Below are 18,010 nucleotides of genomic sequence, written 5' to 3' on the forward strand. Positions count from 1 at the left end.
GTTTCCGGGCCCGGCGCGGCCGGGGCGGGTTCGTGGGTCGTCGACGCCCGCGGAGATGTGCCGCTTCGCCGACGAAGCGGCCGGCCGACGGCGCCGAAGCCGCGTTCAGCCGATCTGCTCGAGTTCTTCCTGCACGGCGAGCCAGTCGGCCTCGACCGTTTCGAGTCGCGTATTGACCTCGCCCAGCTTGCGGATCGCCTCGGTCAGTTCCGTCTTGCGCACGGCCTCGTAGCTCGCCGGATCGGCGACGAACGCGTCGAGGCGCGCCTTCTCCGCGTGCAGCGTTTCCATTTCCCTTTCGAGCTTCGTGATGCGGTTCTGCAGCGGCTTCTTCAACTGCGACAGCCGCTGGCGCTCCTCGGCCGCCTGACGCTTTTGATCCTTGCGGTTGACGCCCGGATCGGCGCCCGCTGCCGCCGCGCCGTCGGCCTTCGCGGCCGCGCGTTGCTCGGCCGCGTGCTGCAGCAGCCAGTCGCGGTAATCGTCGAGGTCGCCGTCGAACGGCTGCAGCCGGTGCTTTGCGACGAGCATGAACTGGTCGGTGGTCGCGCGCAGCAGGTGGCGGTCGTGCGACACGAGGATCAGCGTGCCTTCGAACTGCGCGAGCGCCATCGTCAGCGCGTGGCGCGTTTCGAGGTCGAGGTGGTTGGTCGGTTCGTCGAGCAGCAGCAGGTTCGGCTTCTGCCAGATGATCAGCGCGAGCGCGAGCCGCGCTTTCTCGCCGCCCGAGAACGGGCCGACCGGGCTCGTCGCCATGTCGCCGGAGAAATTGAAGCCGCCGAGGAAGTCGCGCAGTTCCTGCTCGCGCGTATCGGGGGCGAGCCGCGCGAGATGCGCGAGCGGCGAATCATCCTCGCGCAGCGTTTCGAGCTGGTGCTGCGCGAAATAGCCGATCGTCAGCCCCTTGCCGTCGCGCACGTGGCCCGACAGCGGCGCGAGCGTGCCGGCCAGCGTCTTGATCAGCGTCGACTTGCCCTGGCCGTTCGCGCCGAGCAGACCGATGCGCTGGCCGTTCTGGATCGACAGCGCCACGCGTTCGACGATCGGGATGTCCGTGCCGTCGTCGGCATGGTAGCCGCAGCGGACCTCCTCCATCACCATCATCGGGTTCGGCGCGGCGTCGGGCGTGCGGAACTCGAAGGTGAAGGGCGATGCGATGTGCGCGGGCGCGATCAGCTCCATCTTCTCGAGCGCCTTCATCCGGCTTTGCGCCTGCTTGGCCTTGGTCGCCTTGGCCTTGAAGCGGTCGACGAAGCTCTGCAGGTGCTCGATCGTCTTCTGCTGCTTTTCGTACGCGTTTTGCTGCAGCGCCAGTTGCTGCGCACGCAGCACTTCGAACTGCGAGTAATTGCCGCCGTAGCGCTTCACCTGGCGATTTTCCAGATGCAGCGTGACGTTGCAGATCGAGTCGAGGAATTCGCGGTCGTGCGAGATCACGACCAGCGTGCCGGCGTAGCGGTGCAGCCAGTCTTCGAGCCAGACGATCGCGTCGAGGTCGAGGTGGTTGGTCGGTTCGTCGAGCAGCAGCAGGTCGGAGCGGCACATCAGCGCCTGCGCGAGGTTCAGCCGCATGCGCCAGCCGCCGGAGAAGCTGGCGACCGATTCGCGCGTCTGCGCGAGCGTGAAGCCGAGGCCGAGCAGCAGCGCTTCGGCGCGCGCCGGCGCGGTGTAGCCGTCGGCGTCGGCGAAGGCCGCGTGCGCGTCGGCTTCGGCCGCGCCGTCATGCGCGGCCGAGGCGGCGGCGATGCGCGCTTCGATCTCGCGCAGCGCGGTGTCGCCGTCGAGCGTGTAGTCGAGCGCCGAGCGGTCGACGGCGGGCGTTTCCTGCGACACGTGGGCGATCCGCCACGACGGCGGCATCGCGAAATCGCCGCCGTCGGAATGCAGCTCGCCGCGCAGGACCGAGAACAGCGTCGATTTGCCGGCGCCGTTCGCGCCGATCAGGCCGGCTTTCTCGCCGGGATTGAGCACGAACGAGGCCGACTCGAACAGCGGCTTGGTGCCGCGCGCAAGGCTGAACTGATTGAAACGGATCACGGCGGGAATGACTGACCAAAACCGCTATTCTAGACTGCGCGAGCGTCGCTCCGGATATCGGCCGTTCGGCAGGTGCCGCAACGGCGCGATTTCGCCTAGACTCCACGTCGATCCGGTTTCGTAAAAGGAGTGCCCGATGTCCACCCTGTATTCGTTCAGCGCAGAGACGCTCGCCGGTGAGCCGGCGTCGCTCGATGCGTACCGCGGCAAGGTGCTGCTGATCGTCAATACCGCGAGCGAGTGCGGCTTCACGCCCCAGTATGCGGGCCTGCAGAAGCTGTACGACCAGTACGCGGCGCGCGGTTTCTTCGTGCTCGGCTTTCCGTGCAACCAGTTCGGCAAGCAGGAGCCGGGCGACGCCACGCAGATCGGCGCGTTCTGCGAGCGCAACTACGGCGTCACGTTCCCGATGTTCGCGAAGATCGACGTGAAGGGCGATCACGCACATCCGCTGTACCGCTACCTGACCGACGAGGCGCGCGGCATCCTCGGCCTCAAGGCGATCAAGTGGAATTTCACGAAATTCCTGGTCGACCGCGACGGGCGGATCGTCAAGCGCTACGCGCCGTCGACGAAGCCCGAGGAAATCGCCGCGGATATCGACCGGCTGCTGTAACCGCGTGAAGCGGCGAGCGGGCGTTCCGGACCGAACGGGCCGGGACCGCGGCGCCGGGCCGGTCGGTGCGCAAGCGTGTGCCGCCATACAGGCATACGGGGGCATACGGGCTGCGGGCTGCGAGCGGCCGGCGCTCGCGCGACCCCTACAGGATCGGCGCGAACAGGCGCGCGACGTGCATCGCGATGCGCCGCCACGCGGGCGAGTGCCGATACTCGTTCGCATCGACCTCGTAGGCCTGCGCGAAATCGGCGTCGAGCATGGCTTCGACCTCGTCGGCGAACGCGCGATCGACGGTCAGCACCATGATTTCGAAGTTGAGGCGGAACGAGCGGTTGTCGAGATTCGCGCTGCCGATCGCGGCGGCGACGCGGTCGATCAGCACGACCTTCTGGTGCAGGAAGCCGGGCCGGAAGCGAAACACCTTGACGCCCGCGTCGACGAGATCGCGGGCATAGAGCCTGGACGCCTCGAACACGACGTAGTGGTCGCGCCGGCTCGGGATCAGGATGCGCACGTCGACGCCGCGCATCACCGCGAGCTTCAGCGCGGCGATCACCGCTTCGTCGGGCACGAGATACGGCGTCGTGATCCAGACCCGTTCGCGCGCGGCGTTGATCGCCTCGACGAAGAACAGCGAGCCGGTTTCCTGTTTGTCGGCCGGCCCCATCGGCACGGCGAGGCAATGCATCGCGTCGTCGGGCAACGCCGCCGGCGGCGCGGCGAGCGGCGGCAGCGTCTGCGTGGCCCAGTGCCAGTCCTCGGCGAACACCTGCTGAATGCTGGCCACCACCGGGCCGCGGATCTCGATATGGGTGTCGCGCCACGGCGACAGGCGCCGGTTCGCGCCGAGATATTCGACGCCGACGTTGTGGCCGCCGACGAACGCGCGATTGCCGTCGACGACGACGATCTTGCGATGGTTTCGGAAGTTGAGCTGGAAGCGGTTGACGAACTTGCGGTGGGTCGCGAACGGATGGACCTCGACGCCGCCGCGGCGCAGCGTGTCGACGTAGCTGTGCGGCAGGTCGAAGCTGCCGATGCTGTCGTACAGCAGGTAGCAGCGCACGCCGGCCGCCGCGCGTGCGAGCAGCGCGTCGCGCAGCATCTGACCGAGCGCGTCGTCGCGCACGATGAAGAACTGGACGACCACGTAATCGCGCGCGGCGTCGATCGCCGACAGGATCGCCGAGAAGGTCGCGTCGCCGTTCACGAGCGTGCGCACCGCATTGCCGCCGACGAACGGCATGCCGCCGAGCCGCGTGAGCGCGAGCACGGCGGCCCGGCCGATCGCGTCGGCGGCCGGCCCGTCGGTTGCATCCGCATCGAGCCACGGCGCGCGCGGCGTGTGCGTGCGCAACGCCTCCATCTCGTGGCGCCGCGCGTCGACGTAGCCGGAGAACTTGCTGCGGCCGAGGAACAGGTAGGGGATGAGCGTCAGGTACGGCATTGCGGCGAGCGACACGGCCCATGCGATCGCGCCTTGCGACGTGCGCGTGTTCATGATCGCGTGACACGCCGCGATGATCCCGAGCACATGGACGGCCAGGATCAGGGTGCCGAGATGTAGCCAGTCGAGGGTCATAGGCGCGTGACGGACTCCTGAGGTCGTGCGGCGCGACGGCCGCTTACGCGCATCTTACCCAACCGTGCGGGACCGCGGTGTGCCGTACCGCACGGTTCGGTCGCGGCGCGCCGTCAGGCCTTGCGCGGCAGGTCCGACGCCTGGATCAGGAACACGGCGTCGTCGCCCGCGCTGGTGGGCAGCCACGTGAGCTCGAGGCCGCCGAACGCGGCTTCGACGTGCTCGCGCTCGTTGCCGATCTCGACGACGAGCACGCCGTCGTCGTGCAGCCACTTGTGCGCTTGCCCGATGATGCGCCGTACGATGTCCATCCCGTCCTCGCCGCCCGCGAGCGCCATTTCCGGCTCGTGCCGGTACTCGGGCGGAAGGGCCGCCATCGACGTTGCGTTCACGTACGGCGGATTCGTCAGGATCACGTCGTAGCGCGTGTCGGGGTCGGTGCGGAACGCGGGCAGCGGCGTGTAGAGGTCGCCGCGATGCAGCGTGATGCGATCGTCGAGGCCGTAGTCGCGCACGTTGATCTCGGCGACTTCGAGTGCCTTCTCGGACAGGTCGACCGCGTCGATCTCGGCATTCGGGAACGCGCTGGCCGCGAGAATCGCGAGGCAGCCGGAGCCGGTGCACAGCTCGAGCACCGCGCCGACCTGCTCGGGATCGGCGACATACGGCTGCAGCCCGTCGTCGAGCAGTTCGCCGATGAACGAGCGCGGCACGATCACGCGTTCGTCGACGTAGAAGCGGTGGCCGTGCATCCACGCTTCATGCGTGAGGTACGCGGCCGGCACGCGGTCCGTCGCGCGTCGTTCGATCACCGCGAGCACGGCCGCGATTTCGTCGGGCAGCAGGCGGGCATCGAGGAACGGCTCGAGGGTGTCGAGCGGCAGGTCGAGCGTGCGCAGCACGAGGTAGGCGGCTTCGTCGTACGCGTTGTCCGAGCCGTGGCCGAACGCGAGCTTCGCCTTCGAGAAGCGCGTGACCGCGTAGCGCAGCAGGTCACGAACAGTTGCAAAAGGTGTCGTCATGCGAGGCTCCGTCAGGCGATCAGTTGTTCGAGCACGCGGCGGTACACGTTCTTCAGCGGGTCGACGAAGCGCACGTCGATGTGCTCGTCGATCTTGTGGATGCTGCCGTTCGGCGGACCGAACTCGATCACCTGCGGGCAGATGCGCGCGATGAAGCGCCCGTCGGACGTACCGCCCGTCGTCGACAGCTCGGTCGTGAGGCCGGTCTCGGCGCGGATCGCGTTCTCCAGCGCGTTCGACAGGTCGCCGCGCGGCGTGAGGAACGGCAGGCCGCTCACCGACCACTTCAGCGTGTACTCGAGGCCGTGCTTGTCGAGGATCGCATGCACGCGTGCCTGCAGGCCCTCGACGGTGCTCGCCGTCGAAAAGCGGAAGTTGAACATCAGGTCCGCGTGGCCGGGGATCACGTTGGTCGCGCCGGTGCCGGCATGCAGGTTCGACACCTGCCAGGTGGTCGGCGGGAAGTATTCGTTGCCTTCGTCCCACTGTTCGGCGGCGAGCTCGGCGAGCGCCGGCGCGAGCAGGTGGATCGGGTTCTTCGCGAGGTGCGGGTACGCGATGTGGCCCTGCACGCCCTTGACGATCAGTTCGCCCGACATCGAGCCGCGGCGGCCGTTCTTCACGACGTCGCCGAGTTCGGCGGTCGACGTCGGCTCGCCGACGATGCAGTAGTCGAGGCGTTCGCCGCGCGCTTCGAGCAGCTCGACGACCTTCACGGTGCCGTCGGTGGCCGGGCCTTCCTCGTCGCTCGTGATCAGGAACGCAATCGCGCCGCGGTGGCCGGGGTGGGCCGCGACGAATTCCTCGGAGGCGACGACGAACGCCGCGAGCGACGTCTTCATGTCGGCCGCGCCGCGGCCGTACAGCTTGCCGTCGCGATGCGCGGGAATGAACGGCGGCGAGGTCCACTGCTCGAGCGGGCCGGTCGGCACGACGTCGGTGTGGCCCGCGAATGCGAGCAGCTTGCCGTCGCGGCCGTCGGTGCCGCGCTTGACGGCCCACAGGTTGGTCACGCCGTGCGACGCGATGGTCTCGCATTCGAAGCCGAGCGCGGCGAGGCGCTCGGTCATGATCTGCTGGCAATGCTGGTCGTCGGGCGTGACGGACGCGCGGGCGATCAGCTGTTCGGTAAGGGCTAGGGTGGCGGACATGGTTCGGACCACTTTCGATAAAAAATGCCGGCGCGGTGGCCGGCAGCGATGAGACGTCGGGCTACACCCGCGGGCGCCGCGCGGGCGGCCCTAGGCGGCAAACAGCGCCGCGTACTGATCGGCCACGAAGCCGAGCGATTTCACGCGGCCGTTGACGACGAGCACGGGGCGCTTGATGACCGACGGCTTGTGGATCATCAGCGCGACCGCGCCGGACTTCGTTTCCGCGGCTGCCTTCATGGCGTCGTCCAGGCCGCGCCACGTCGTGCCGCGCTTGTTCACTAGCGCGTCGAGCGACACGTCCTTCAGCCAGTCTTCAACCAGCGGTGTGCTGACGCCGAGCTTCTTGAAGTCGTGGAACTCGAATTCGATGCCGTGATCGTCGAGCCACACGCGGGCCTTCTTCACGGTGTCGCAGTTCGGAATGCCGTAGACGACCACGGTGCGCGGCTTGGCCATCAGTCGCCTCGCAGCAGCTCGTTCAGGCCGACCTTCGCGCGGGTCTTCGCGTCGACCTTCTTCACGATCACCGCGCAGTACAGGCTGTGCGAGCCATCCTTCGACGGCAGGTTGCCGGCGACGACGACCGAGCCGGCCGGGATGCGGCCGTAGCTGACTTCGCCCGTCTCGCGATCGTAGATCTTGGTGCTCTGGCCGAGGTACACGCCCATCGAGATCACCGAGTTCTCCTCGACGATCACGCCTTCGACGACTTCCGAGCGCGCGCCGATGAAGCAGTTGTCTTCGATGATGACGGGGTTCGCCTGCAGCGGCTCGAGCACGCCGCCGATGCCGACGCCGCCCGACAGGTGCACGTTCTTGCCGATCTGCGCGCACGAGCCGACCGTCGCCCACGTGTCGACCATCGTGCCTTCGTCGACGTACGCGCCGATGTTGGTGTACGACGGCATCAGCACGACGTTCTTCGCGATGAACGAGCCGCGGCGCGCGATGGCCGGCGGCACGACGCGGAAACCGCCCGCGGCGAAATCGTCGGCCGTGTAGTTCGCGAACTTCGACGGCACCTTGTCGTAGAACTGCGAGTAGCCGCCGGCCGGCATCGGTGCGTTGTCCTCCAGGCGGAACGACAGCAGCACGGCCTTCTTCAGCCACTGGTGCACGGTCCAGTTGCCGTCGATCTTCTCGGCGACGCGCAGTGCGCCGCGGTCGAGCTGCTCGATCGCGTGAGCGACGGCTTCGCGGACGTCGGCGGGCGCGGCCTTCGGCGATAGCTCGGCGCGGTTTTCCCAGGCGGTATCGATGATTTGCTGAAGTTGTTGCGACATGTTCGTTTTCGCAGGAGATGAATGGGATTGATCGGGATGGACGTCTTACCGCGCGAGAGCCCGGCAGAAATCGACGATGCGTTGCGCGCCCTCGACGCATTCGGGGGTGCCCGCGACGAGCGCGATCCGGATGAAATCGCGGCCCGGATTCGTGCCGTGCGCGTCGCGCGCCAGGTACGAGCCGGGCAGAACCGTCACATTATAGTCGGCGTACAGGCGGCGGGCGAACTCGGTGTCGGACAGGCCGGTGCGTGCGACGTTGGCCCACAGGTAGAACGCGGCGTCAGGCAGCTTCACGTCGATCACGTCGGCCAGCATCGGCGTGACCGTGCTGAACTTCTGCAGGTACAGCGCGCGGTTCTCGCGCACGTGCGCCTCGTCGTTCCACGCGGCGATGCTCGCGTGCTGCCAGACCGGCGACAGCGCGGCGCCGTGGTACGTGCGGTACAGCAGGAATTTCTTCAGCAGCGCGGCGTCGCCGGCGACGAAGCCCGAGCGCATGCCCGGCACGTTCGAGCGCTTCGACAGGCTCGACAGCATCACGAGCCGCTCGAAGCCGCGGCCGAGGCGGTGCGCGGCCTCGAGGCCGCCGAGCGGCGGCGCCGCTTCGTCGAAATAGATTTCCGAATAGCATTCGTCGGACGCGATCACGAAACCGTGGCGGTCGGACAGCGCGAACAGCTCGCGCCAGTCGTCGAGCGTCAGCACGGCGCCCGTCGGGTTGCCCGGCGAGCACACGTACAGCAGCTGGGTGCGCGCCCAGACTTCGTCGGGCACCGCCGCGTAGTCGCACGCGAAGTTGCGCGCCGGGTCGCTGTTCGCGAAATAGGGTTCGGCACCGGCCAGGAGTGCCGCGCCTTCGTAAATTTGATAGAAAGGATTCGGACAGAGTACGATCGCCTTCTTGCCGTCCGCGCTCGGGCGCGCGTCGATCACCGTCTGCGCGAGCGAGAACAGCGCCTCGCGCGACCCCGACACGGGCAGCACCTGCGTGGCCGGGTCGATCTGCGGCAGCCCGTAGCGGCGTTCGAGCCAGTGTGCGATCGACGTGCGCAGCGCGTCCGAGCCGGCCGTGGCCGGATACGACGCGAGGCCGTCGAGCGAAGCCACCACGGCGTCGCGGATCAGCGCCGGGGTCGGGTGCTTGGGCTCGCCGATGCCGAAGCTGATCGGTTTCAGGCCGGCGGAAGGCGTCACGTCCTTGAACAGGGCGCGCAGCTTTTCGAAGGGATAGGGCTGGAGCGAGTCGAGTCGAGGGTTCACGGGCGAAGCGGCCATCGCGGCCGGTTGGAGCGAAAAGGGGCGGCGCAGGTGCCGCACGGCTGCGAACGGGCGCCGACGGCGCGCGATTCGCAGCGGACGATTATAGCGTGACGCAATGCGGTCACGGCCTGCCGGAACGGCGGCCGGGCCGGTGGAATAAAGGGTATCGAACCAAATGAATAACGCGGTACGCGGCAGCCTGCCGACGCTGGCTATCCTGATCGGCGCGTCGGTATGGGGCCTGATCTGGTATCCGCTGCGGATCCTCGCGTCGCTCGGCCTCACCGGCACGCTGGCGAGCGCGCTGACGAGCGCGGTCGCGTTCCTGTTCGTGATCGTCGTGCGGCACCGCACGATCGCGACGCTGCGCTGGCACTGGGTGCTGCCGGGCATCGCGATCACGGCCGGCGTGACCAACCTCGGCTTCGTGTGGGGCACGATCCACGGCGAAGTGCTGCGCGTGATGCTGCTCTTCTACCTGACGCCCGCATGGACCGCGATCTACGCGCATTTCCTGTTGCGCGAGCGGCTGACCTGGGCCGGCGCGGCGCTCGCGGCGCTGTCGATCGGCGGCGCGATGCTGATGCTGTGGTCACCGGCGCTCGGCATGCCGCTGCCGGCCAACCCGGCCGAATGGGCGGGGCTGGCGGCCGGCCTGAGCTTCGCGATGAGCAACGTGCTCGTGATCAAGGCGAGCCGCGAGCTGCCGGAGATGCGCGCCGAGATGCGCACCGCGACGCTGTTCGGCGGCGCGGCGGTGTTCGGCGCGATCGCATCGCTGTTCGAGGGGCTGCCGGCCGCGCCGGCGGGCAGCCAGCTCGGCGCCGCGGCCGCGATCATCGCCGCGATCGGCGTGACGATGGCCGCGAACAACCTGCTCGTGCAATACGGGCTCGCGCGCGTGCCGGCGAACCGCGCGTCGATCATCATGCTGTTCGAGATCGTGATCACCGCGCTGTCCGCGTGGGTGTTCGCAAGCGAACTGCCGACCGCGCGCGAGTGGGCGGGCGGCGTGTGCATCGTGCTGGCGACGCTGCTGTCGAGCCGGGTCCATCGTGCCGCGCCGGCATCGGGCAAACCCGGCGACGGGCGGGACGGCGCACGCGCGATGGTATGATGGAAGCCGTTTGCGGGGCCCAACGCTTGAGATGCGCGCGGCCCCGCTTTTGAATTCCGGGGCGCATCGCGCACACGGGCCGTCCGGCCCCGCGCGTCGCGGCCCCGTCCGTTTCACACCTTCTTCACATCCGGTACCGCCGTGCGTCTGAGCTCGATCAAACTCGCTGGCTTCAAATCCTTTGTCGATCCCACGCATTTCCAGGTTCCGGGCCAGCTTGTCGGCGTGGTGGGCCCGAACGGGTGCGGCAAGTCCAACATCATCGATGCCGTGCGCTGGGTGCTCGGCGAGTCGCGCGCGTCCGAGCTGCGCGGCGAGTCGATGCAGGACGTGATCTTCAACGGCTCGACCGCCCGCAAGCCCGGCAGCCGGGCCAGCGTCGAACTGATCTTCGACAACTCCGACGGCCGCGCGGCCGGGCAGTGGGGCCAGTACGGCGAGATCGCCGTGAAGCGCGTGCTGACGCGCGACGGCACGTCGAGCTACTACATCAACAACCTGCCGGCGCGCCGCCGCGACATCCAGGACATCTTCCTCGGCACGGGCCTCGGGCCCCGCGCGTACGCGATCATCGGGCAGGGCATGATCGCGCGGATCATCGAGGCGAAGCCGGAAGAACTGCGCGTGTTCCTCGAGGAAGCCGCGGGCGTGTCGAAGTACAAGGAGCGCCGTCGCGAGACCGAGAACCGGCTGCACGACACGCGCGAGAACCTGACGCGCGTCGAGGACATCGTCCGCGAACTCGCCGCGAACCTCGAGAAGCTCGAGGCGCAGGCCGTCGTCGCGACCAGGTACAAGGAACTCGTCGCCGACGGCGAGGAGAAGCAGCGCCTGTTGTGGCTGCTGCGCAAGAACGAGGCCGCGGGCGAGCAGCAGAAGCAGCAGCGCGCGATCGAGCAGGCGCAGATCGACCTCGAGGCGCAAACGGCGAAACTGCGCGAGGTCGAGGCGCAGCTCGAGACGCTGCGGGTCGCGCATTACTCGGCGAGCGACGCGATGCAGGGCGCGCAGGGCGCGCTCTACGAGGCGAACGCCGAAGTGAGCCGCCTCGAGGCCGAGATCAAGTTCATCGTCGAGTCGCGCAATCGCGTGCAGGCGCAGATCGCCGCGCTGAACGCGCAGCGCGAGCAATGGCGCGCGCAGGCCGAGAAGGCGCAGGACGAGCTCGAGGAAGCCGAAGAGGCGCGCGCGATGGCCGACGAGAAGGCCGCGCTCGCCGAAGACAACGCAGCCGCGAAACACGACGCGCTGCCGGCGCTCGAGGCGAAATGGCGCGATGCGCAGGCGCAGCTCAACGACGAGCGGGCACGGATCGCGCAGACCGAACAGTCGCTGAAGCTCGAGGCCGCGCACCAGCGCAATGCCGACCAGCAACTCCAGCAGCTTCAGCAGCGCCATGAGCGCCTGAAGTCCGAGGCGGGTGGGCTCGACGCACCGGACGAAGCGCAGCTCGAGGAGTTGCGCATGCAACTCGCCGAGCAGGAAGAGATCCTCGCCGAAGCGCAGGCGCGCCTCACCGATGCACAGGAAACGGTACCGCGCCTCGACGGTGAACGCCGCGCGGCTCAAGAGCGCGTGCAGGCCGAAGGCGCGCAGATCCACCAGCTCGAGGCGCGGCTCGCCGCGCTCAAGCAGCTGCAGGAAAACGTGCAGACCGAAGGCAAGATCCAGCCGTGGCTCGACAAGCACGAGCTCGGCGCGCTGCCGCGTCTCTGGAAGAAGCTGCACGTCGAGGCCGGCTGGGAAGCGGCGCTCGAGGCCGTGCTGCGCGAGCGCCTGGCCGCGCTCGAAGTGTCGAATCTCGACTGGGTGAAGGCGTTCGCGACCGATGCGCCGCCCGCGAAGCTCGCGTTCTACGCGCCGCCCGCGGCCGGGGAGCCGCCGGCCGCCGCGGCCGGGCTGCGCCCGGTGCTGTCGCTCGTGCGCATCGACGATGCGGGCATCCGCGCGGTGCTGAACGACTGGCTCGGCAACGTGTACGTCGCCGACGACGTCGCACAGGCGCTCGCGACGCGCGCGCAACTGCCGGCGGGCGGCGCGTTCGTCGTCAAGGCCGGCCATATCGTCACGCGGGTCGGCGTGCAGTTGTACGCGGCCGATTCGGAGCAGGCCGGGATGCTGGCTCGCCAGCAGGAAATCGAGAACCTGACGCGCCAGGTGCGTGCGCAGGCGCTGCTCGCCGACGACGCCCGCACGGCGGCGGTGCGGGCGGAAGCCGCGCATACGCAGGCCACGCAGGCGCTCGGCGACGTGCGCGCGCAGGCCGAACGCGCGACGCAGCGCGTGCACGCGCTGCAGATGGACGTGCTGAAGCTCGCGCAGGCCCATGAACGCTACACGCAGCGCAGCACGCAGATCCGCGAGGAACTCGAGGAAATCGGCGCGCAGATCGACGAGCAGCGCGCACTGCGCGCGGAATCGGAGGCGAACTTCGAGCGTTTCGACGGCGAACTCGCGGAACTGCAGGCGCGCTTCGAGGACAACCAGCTCGCGTTCGAAGCGCTCGACGAAACGCTGACGCAGGCGCGCCAGGAAGCGCGCGACCTCGAACGCGGCGCGAACGACGCGCGCTTTGCCGCGCGCAACGCGGTCACGCGGATCGACGAGCTCAAGCGCAGCATCCAGATCGCGCACGAGCAGAGCGAGCGCGTTGCCGCGTCGCTGGAAGACGCGCGTGCCGAACTCGAAACGATCAACGAGCAGACCGCGCACACGGGCCTGCAGGACGCGCTCGAGATTCGCGCGGTCAAGGAAGAGGCGCTGCAGGCCGCGCGGATCGAACTCGACGACCTGACCGCGAAGCTGCGCGCATCGGACGAGCAGCGTCTCGTCGCCGAGCGTTCGCTGCAGCCGCTGCGCGACCGCATCACCGAGCTGCAGTTGAAGGAGCAGGCCGCGCGCCTGTCCGTCGAGCAGTTTGCCGAGCAGCTCACGACGGCCGAGGTCGACGAGGAAGCGCTGCGCGAGAAGCTGACGCCGGACCTGAAACCGTCGTACCTGCAGGGTGAGGTCACGCGCCTGAACAACGCGATCAACGCGCTGGGCCCGGTCAACATGGCCGCGCTCGACGAGCTGAAGGCCGCGAGCGAGCGCAAGGTGTTCCTCGATGCGCAGTCGGCCGACCTGATCGACGCGATCACGACGCTCGAGGATGCGATCCACAAGATCGACCAGGAAACCCGTACGCTGCTGCAGGGCACCTTCGACGAGGTCAACCGTCACTTCAGCGATCTGTTCCCGCGCCTGTTCGGCGGCGGCCAGGCGAAGCTGATCATGACGGGCGACGAAATCCTCGATGCCGGCGTGCAGGTGATGGCGCAGCCGCCGGGCAAGAAGAACGCGACCATCCATCTGCTGTCGGGCGGCGAAAAGGCGCTGACCGCCACCGCACTGGTGTTCGCGATGTTCCAGCTGAACCCGGCGCCGTTCTGTCTGCTCGACGAGGTCGACGCGCCGCTCGACGACGCGAACACCGAGCGTTTCGCAAATCTCGTGCGCGCGATGTCCGACAAGACGCAGTTCCTCTTCATCTCGCACAACAAGATCGCGATGGAGATGGCGCAGCAACTGATCGGCGTGACGATGCAGGAGCAGGGCGTGTCGCGGATCGTCGCGGTGGACATGGAAACCGCCGCGGGTTTTGCCCAGAATTGACGTTTGACGAAACCGGACCGCGTTCGCGCGGCGCATGGGCGCCCGTTCGCGGGTCCGACGAACAAGAATTGCTGATGGAGCGTGCATGGACGAGTTGACACTCGGTTTGATCGGCGCGGGCGCCGTCGTGGTGGGCGGCGTCGTGGTCTACAACGCGTGGCAGGGCGCGAAGGTGCGGCGCAGGATGCCGCGCCCGATGCCGGAAGAGACGGCCGAGGCGATGAATCGCCCGGAGCGCGACGAAGAGCTGCCGTTCATCGAGCCGGTGCGCCAGCCCGTGCGCCGCGAACCCGCGGCGCCGGCATCGGCCGCTGCCGCCGCGAGCGCGCCGGTCGAAGCCGCGCGCGTCGAGCCGACCTTCGGCGGCGTGGCGCCTGCCGACACGCCGGCCGACCTGCAGGCCGAGGCCACCGGGGTCGACACGCCGTTGGCGTCGACCGAGTCGGCCGAGCAGGCCGTCGACGAAAGTGCGGTCGCCGCCGCGCAGGAAGCGCAGGTCGCCGACGCATCGAACGAACCGGTCGAGCCCGTGCTGCCGGCCGCGACGACGATCTCGTCGGCGCCGCCCGCGATCGTCGACCGCCGGATCGACTGCATCGTGCCGATTCGCCTCGGCGCGCCGCTGCCGGGCGACAAGATCCTGCCGGCCGCGCAGCGGCTGCGCCGCGCGGGCAGCAAGCCCGTGCATATCGAAGGCAAGCCGGAAGGCGGCCAGTGGGAGCTGCTGCAGAACGGCGTGCGCTATGAAGAACTGCGCGCGGCCGCGCAACTCGCCAACCGCAGCGGCGCGCTGAACGAGCTCGAATTCTCCGAGTTCGTGACGGGCGTCCAGCAGTTCGCCGACGCGATCGACGGCGCACCGGAATTCCCGGACATGATGGAGACGGTCGCGATGGCGCGCGAACTCGACGGCTTCGCCGCGCAGTGCGACGCGCAGCTGTCGATCAACGTGATGTCGGACGGCGCGCCGTGGTCGGCGAACTACGTGCAGGCCGTCGCGTCCCAGGACGGGCTGCTGCTGTCGCGCGACGGCACGCGGTTCGTGAAGCTCGACGCGAAGCAGAACCCCGTGTTCATGCTGCAGTTCGGCGACACGAACTTCCTGCGCGACGACCTGACCTACAAGGGCGGCAACATGATCACGCTGGTGCTCGACGTGCCGGTCGCCGAAGAGGACATCCTGCCGTTCCGGCTGATGTGCGACTACGCGAAGTCGCTGTCTGAACGGATCGGTGCGCGGGTCGTCGACGATTCGCGCCGGCCGCTGCCGGAATCGACGCTCGTCGCGATCGACCAGCAGTTGATGAAGTTGTACGCGAAGCTCGAGGAAGCGGGCATCCCGGCCGGTTCTCCGGTCACGCGTCGCCTGTTCAGCCAGTAACGCGTTTCACGGGCGGCGGTCTGCGCTGCCCGTCGCCCGTCGGCCCATTTCGCTGCAGTGCACACACGCCGCCTGTGTGCGCTGCAGCGGGCCTGCGCGGCACACATCGCGTGCCCCCGCCGCGGCGTCAAACTGAGATAATCGCACATCCGATTTTTCAGAACGAATCTGCCGCCAGCATGGCCCGAACCCAAGCCGAACCGCCAGCCAGCCAGCCCGACGCGCGTGCCGCGTGGCTGCGCGACCAACTCGAGCGGGCGAATTACGCCTATTACGTGCTCGACCAGCCGGATCTGCCCGACGCCGAATACGACCGGCTGTTCGGCGAGCTGCAGCAACTCGAAACCGCTCATCCCGAACTCGTGACGCCCGATTCGCCGACGCAGCGCGTCGGCGGCGAAGTGGCGAGCGGGTTCACGCCGGTCGTCCATGACGCACCGATGCTGTCGCTGAACAACGGCTTCGCGGACGAGGACATCGCCGCGTTCGACAAGCGCGTCGCCGATGCGCTCGACAAGACGACCGATCTCGCCGGCTCGGTGACGGACCCGGTCGAATACGCGTGCGAGCTGAAGTTCGACGGCCTCGCGATTTCGCTGCGCTACGAGCAGGGCGTGTTCGTGCAGGCGTCGACGCGCGGCGACGGCACGACGGGCGAGGACGTGACGGAGAACGTCCGCACGATCCGCTCGATCCCGCTGAAGCTGAAGGGCGCGCACGTGCCGGCCGTGCTCGACGTACGCGGCGAGGTGCTGATGTTCAAGCGCGATTTCGCACGCCTGAACGAACGCCAGCGCGCGGCCGAGCAGCGCGAATTCGCGAACCCGCGCAACGCGGCGGCCGGCAGCCTGCGCCAGCTCGATCCGAAGATCACCGCGCAGCGTCCGCTGTCGTTCTTCGCATACGGGATCGGCGTGCTCGACGGCATGCCGATGCCGGACACGCACAGCGCGCTGCTCGACTGGTACGAGTCGCTCGGCCTGCCGGTGAACCGCGAGCGCGCGGTCGTGCACGGCGCCGACGGCTTGCTCGGCTTCTTCCGCAAGGTCGGCGAGAAGCGCGAGTCGCTGCCGTATGACATCGACGGCGTCGTCTACAAGGTGAACCGGCGCGACGAACAGGACCGTCTCGGCTTCGTGTCGCGTGCGCCGCGCTTCGCGCTCGCGCACAAGTTCCCGGCGCAGGAAGCGCTGACGAAGCTCGTCGCGATCGACGTGCAGGTCGGCCGCACCGGCGCGATCACGCCGGTCGCGCGGCTCGAACCCGTGTTCGTCGGCGGCGCGACGGTGACCAATGCGACGCTGCACAACGAGGACGAAGTGCGCCGCAAGGACATCCGGATCGGCGATACCGTGATCGTGCGGCGCGCGGGCGACGTGATCCCCGAGGTCGTCGGCGCGTTGCTCGACCGCCGGCCGGACGACGCGGCCGAGTTCGTGATGCCGACCGAGTGCCCGGTGTGCGGCTCGAAGATCGAGCGCCTGCCGGACGAGGCGATCGCGCGCTGCACGGGCGGCCTGTTCTGCCCGGCGCAGCGCAAGCAGGCGCTGTGGCATTTCGCGCAGCGCCGTGCGCTCGACATCGACGGGCTCGGCGAGAAGATCATCGATCAGCTCGTCGAACTGAATCTCGTGCGCACGCCGGCCGACCTGTTCAATCTCGGTTTCGCGACGCTCGCGGAACTCGACCGGTTCGCCGAGAAGTCCGCACAGAATCTGCTCGATTCGCTCGAGAAGGCGAAGCACACGACGCTCGCGCGCTTCATCTACGGGCTCGGGATCCGCCATGTCGGCGAATCGACCGCGAAGGATCTCGCGAAGCATTTCGGGTCGCTGACCCCGATCATGGACGCGTCGATCGAGGAGCTGCTCGAAGTGAACGATGTCGGGCCGATCGTGGCCGAGTCGCTCCACCAGTTCTTCGCGGAAGAGCACAATCGCACGGTGATCGAGCAACTGCGCGCGCCCGGCAAGGTCACGTGGCCCGAAGGCCCGCCCGCGCCGAAGGCGCCGCAGGGCGTGCTCGCCGGCAAGACGGTCGTGCTGACGGGCACGCTGCCCACGCTCACGCGCGACGCGGCGAAGGAAATGCTGGAAGCGGCCGGCGCGAAAGTCGCGGGCTCGGTATCGAAGAAGACGGATTACGTGGTCGCGGGCGCCGAAGCCGGCAGCAAGCTCGCGAAGGCCGAGGAACTCGGCATCCCCGTGCTGGACGAAGACGGACTGCACCAACTCCTGGAGGGCAACACGCCATGATTCGCGAGATCCTGAAGATGGGCGATCCGCGCCTGCTCGAAGTCGCCAAGCCGGTCGAGCGGTTCGACACCCCCGAACTGCACGAGATCGTCGCGGACATGTTCGAGACGATGCATCACGCGAACGGCGCGGGGCTCGCCGCGCCGCAGATCGGCATCGGGCTGCAGATCATCATCTTCGGCTTCGGCAGCAACAATCGCTATCCGGACGCGCCGCCCGTGCCCGAAACCGTGCTGATCAACCCGAAGGTCGAGTACATGCCGCCGGACATGGAAGAGGGCTGGGAAGGCTGCCTGTCGGTGCCGGGCATGCGCGGCGTCGTCAGCCGCTATGCGAAGGTGCGCTACAGCGGCTTCGACCAGTTCGGCGCGAAACTCGACCGCGTCGCCGAAGGCTTCCACGCGCGGGTCGTCCAGCACGAATACGATCACCTGATCGGCAAGCTGTATCCGATGCGGATCACCGACTTCACGCGGTTCGGCTTCACCGAGGTGCTGTTCCCGGGGCTCGATTCGGCCGACGACTGACCTCGATGCGGCTGCGCGCGCCGTGTGGCGCGCCGTCGTCGTACCGAAACGAAAAAGCCCGCTTGCGCGGGCTTTCTTCGTTGCGTGGCACGCAGCGCGTGCCCGCTGTCAGAACG

At 68.4% G+C, this 18,010-nt stretch carries 13 protein-coding genes; 6 read left to right on the plus strand and 7 right to left on the minus strand.

Translation table 11 applies throughout. From position 1 onward, the window contains the following. Nucleotides 1-105 precede the first annotated feature (105 nt). The gene (locus U5771_RS08315; protein ID WP_322023521.1) at nucleotides 106-2,037 is read right to left on the minus strand and encodes an ATP-binding cassette domain-containing protein; all 1,932 of its coding nucleotides are present in this window, start codon (nucleotides 2,035-2,037) and stop codon (nucleotides 106-108) included. 136 nt (nucleotides 2,038-2,173) lie between these two features. Here U5771_RS08315 and U5771_RS08320 point away from each other — a divergent pair, with 136 nt between their 5' ends. Continuing rightward, complete coding sequence (locus tag U5771_RS08320; RefSeq protein ID WP_322023522.1) at nucleotides 2,174-2,653, plus strand: glutathione peroxidase; 480 nt, start codon at nucleotides 2,174-2,176, stop codon at nucleotides 2,651-2,653. A 145-nt stretch (nucleotides 2,654-2,798) separates the two neighbouring features. Here the strand turns inward: U5771_RS08320 and cls are convergent, their stop codons facing one another. The 6 genes from cls to dapC all read right to left on the minus strand — a co-directional run bounded on the left by cls (nucleotide 2,799) and on the right by dapC (nucleotide 8,975). Continuing rightward, entirely contained in the window at nucleotides 2,799-4,238 is a 1,440-nt protein-coding gene (gene cls / locus U5771_RS08325) for a cardiolipin synthase (protein WP_322023523.1), read from the minus strand. A gap of 113 nt (nucleotides 4,239-4,351) precedes the next feature. After that, nucleotides 4,352-5,260 (minus strand): 50S ribosomal protein L3 N(5)-glutamine methyltransferase, encoded by a 909-nt coding sequence (gene prmB, locus U5771_RS08330; RefSeq protein ID WP_322023524.1) that lies wholly within the window; start codon nucleotides 5,258-5,260, stop codon nucleotides 4,352-4,354. 11 nt (nucleotides 5,261-5,271) lie between these two features. After that, nucleotides 5,272-6,411, minus strand: coding sequence for a succinyl-diaminopimelate desuccinylase (gene dapE / locus U5771_RS08335; protein ID WP_059529300.1), 1,140 nt, complete (start codon nucleotides 6,409-6,411; stop codon nucleotides 5,272-5,274). A 90-nt stretch (nucleotides 6,412-6,501) separates the two neighbouring features. Further along, on the minus strand, nucleotides 6,502-6,870 hold the full coding sequence (locus U5771_RS08340) for an ArsC family reductase (RefSeq protein ID WP_322023525.1): 369 nt from the start codon (nucleotides 6,868-6,870) through the stop codon (nucleotides 6,502-6,504). Beyond that, nucleotides 6,870-7,697 carry a 2,3,4,5-tetrahydropyridine-2,6-dicarboxylate N-succinyltransferase gene (gene dapD, locus U5771_RS08345; RefSeq protein WP_322023526.1) on the minus strand — a complete coding sequence of 276 codons (828 nt, stop codon included), beginning with the start codon at nucleotides 7,695-7,697 and terminating at the stop codon, nucleotides 6,870-6,872. The genes U5771_RS08340 and dapD overlap by 1 nt, the downstream gene beginning before the upstream one ends. A 45-nt stretch (nucleotides 7,698-7,742) precedes the next feature. Beyond that, nucleotides 7,743-8,975, minus strand: a complete 1,233-nt coding sequence (gene dapC, locus U5771_RS08350; protein ID WP_322023527.1) for a succinyldiaminopimelate transaminase — start codon at nucleotides 8,973-8,975, stop codon at nucleotides 7,743-7,745. 160 nt (nucleotides 8,976-9,135) lie between these two features. Here dapC and U5771_RS08355 point away from each other — a divergent pair, with 160 nt between their 5' ends. The 5 genes from U5771_RS08355 to def all read left to right on the plus strand — a co-directional run bounded on the left by U5771_RS08355 (nucleotide 9,136) and on the right by def (nucleotide 17,894). Next, nucleotides 9,136-10,077: a DMT family transporter gene (locus U5771_RS08355; protein WP_322023528.1), complete on the plus strand. Its 942-nt coding sequence runs from the start codon at nucleotides 9,136-9,138 to the stop codon at nucleotides 10,075-10,077. A gap of 141 nt (nucleotides 10,078-10,218) precedes the next feature. After that, nucleotides 10,219-13,731, plus strand: coding sequence for a chromosome segregation protein SMC (gene smc / locus U5771_RS08360; protein WP_322023529.1), 3,513 nt, complete (start codon nucleotides 10,219-10,221; stop codon nucleotides 13,729-13,731). Between the two features lie 85 nt (nucleotides 13,732-13,816). Beyond that, the gene (locus U5771_RS08365; protein WP_322023530.1) at nucleotides 13,817-15,112 is read left to right on the plus strand and encodes a cell division protein ZipA C-terminal FtsZ-binding domain-containing protein; all 1,296 of its coding nucleotides are present in this window, start codon (nucleotides 13,817-13,819) and stop codon (nucleotides 15,110-15,112) included. A 179-nt stretch (nucleotides 15,113-15,291) separates the two neighbouring features. After that, a complete protein-coding gene (gene ligA / locus U5771_RS08370; protein ID WP_322023531.1) occupies nucleotides 15,292-17,367 on the plus strand; it encodes an NAD-dependent DNA ligase LigA in 2,076 nt (691 codons plus the stop codon). Then, nucleotides 17,364-17,894, plus strand: coding sequence for a peptide deformylase (gene def, locus U5771_RS08375; RefSeq protein WP_322023532.1), 531 nt, complete (start codon nucleotides 17,364-17,366; stop codon nucleotides 17,892-17,894). Before ligA ends, def begins: the two co-directional genes overlap by 4 nt. Nucleotides 17,895-18,010: the final 116 nt, after the last annotated feature.

The organism is Burkholderia sp. BCC1977 (genome assembly GCF_905339595.1).
Classification (GTDB): Bacteria; Pseudomonadota; Gammaproteobacteria; order Burkholderiales; family Burkholderiaceae; genus Burkholderia.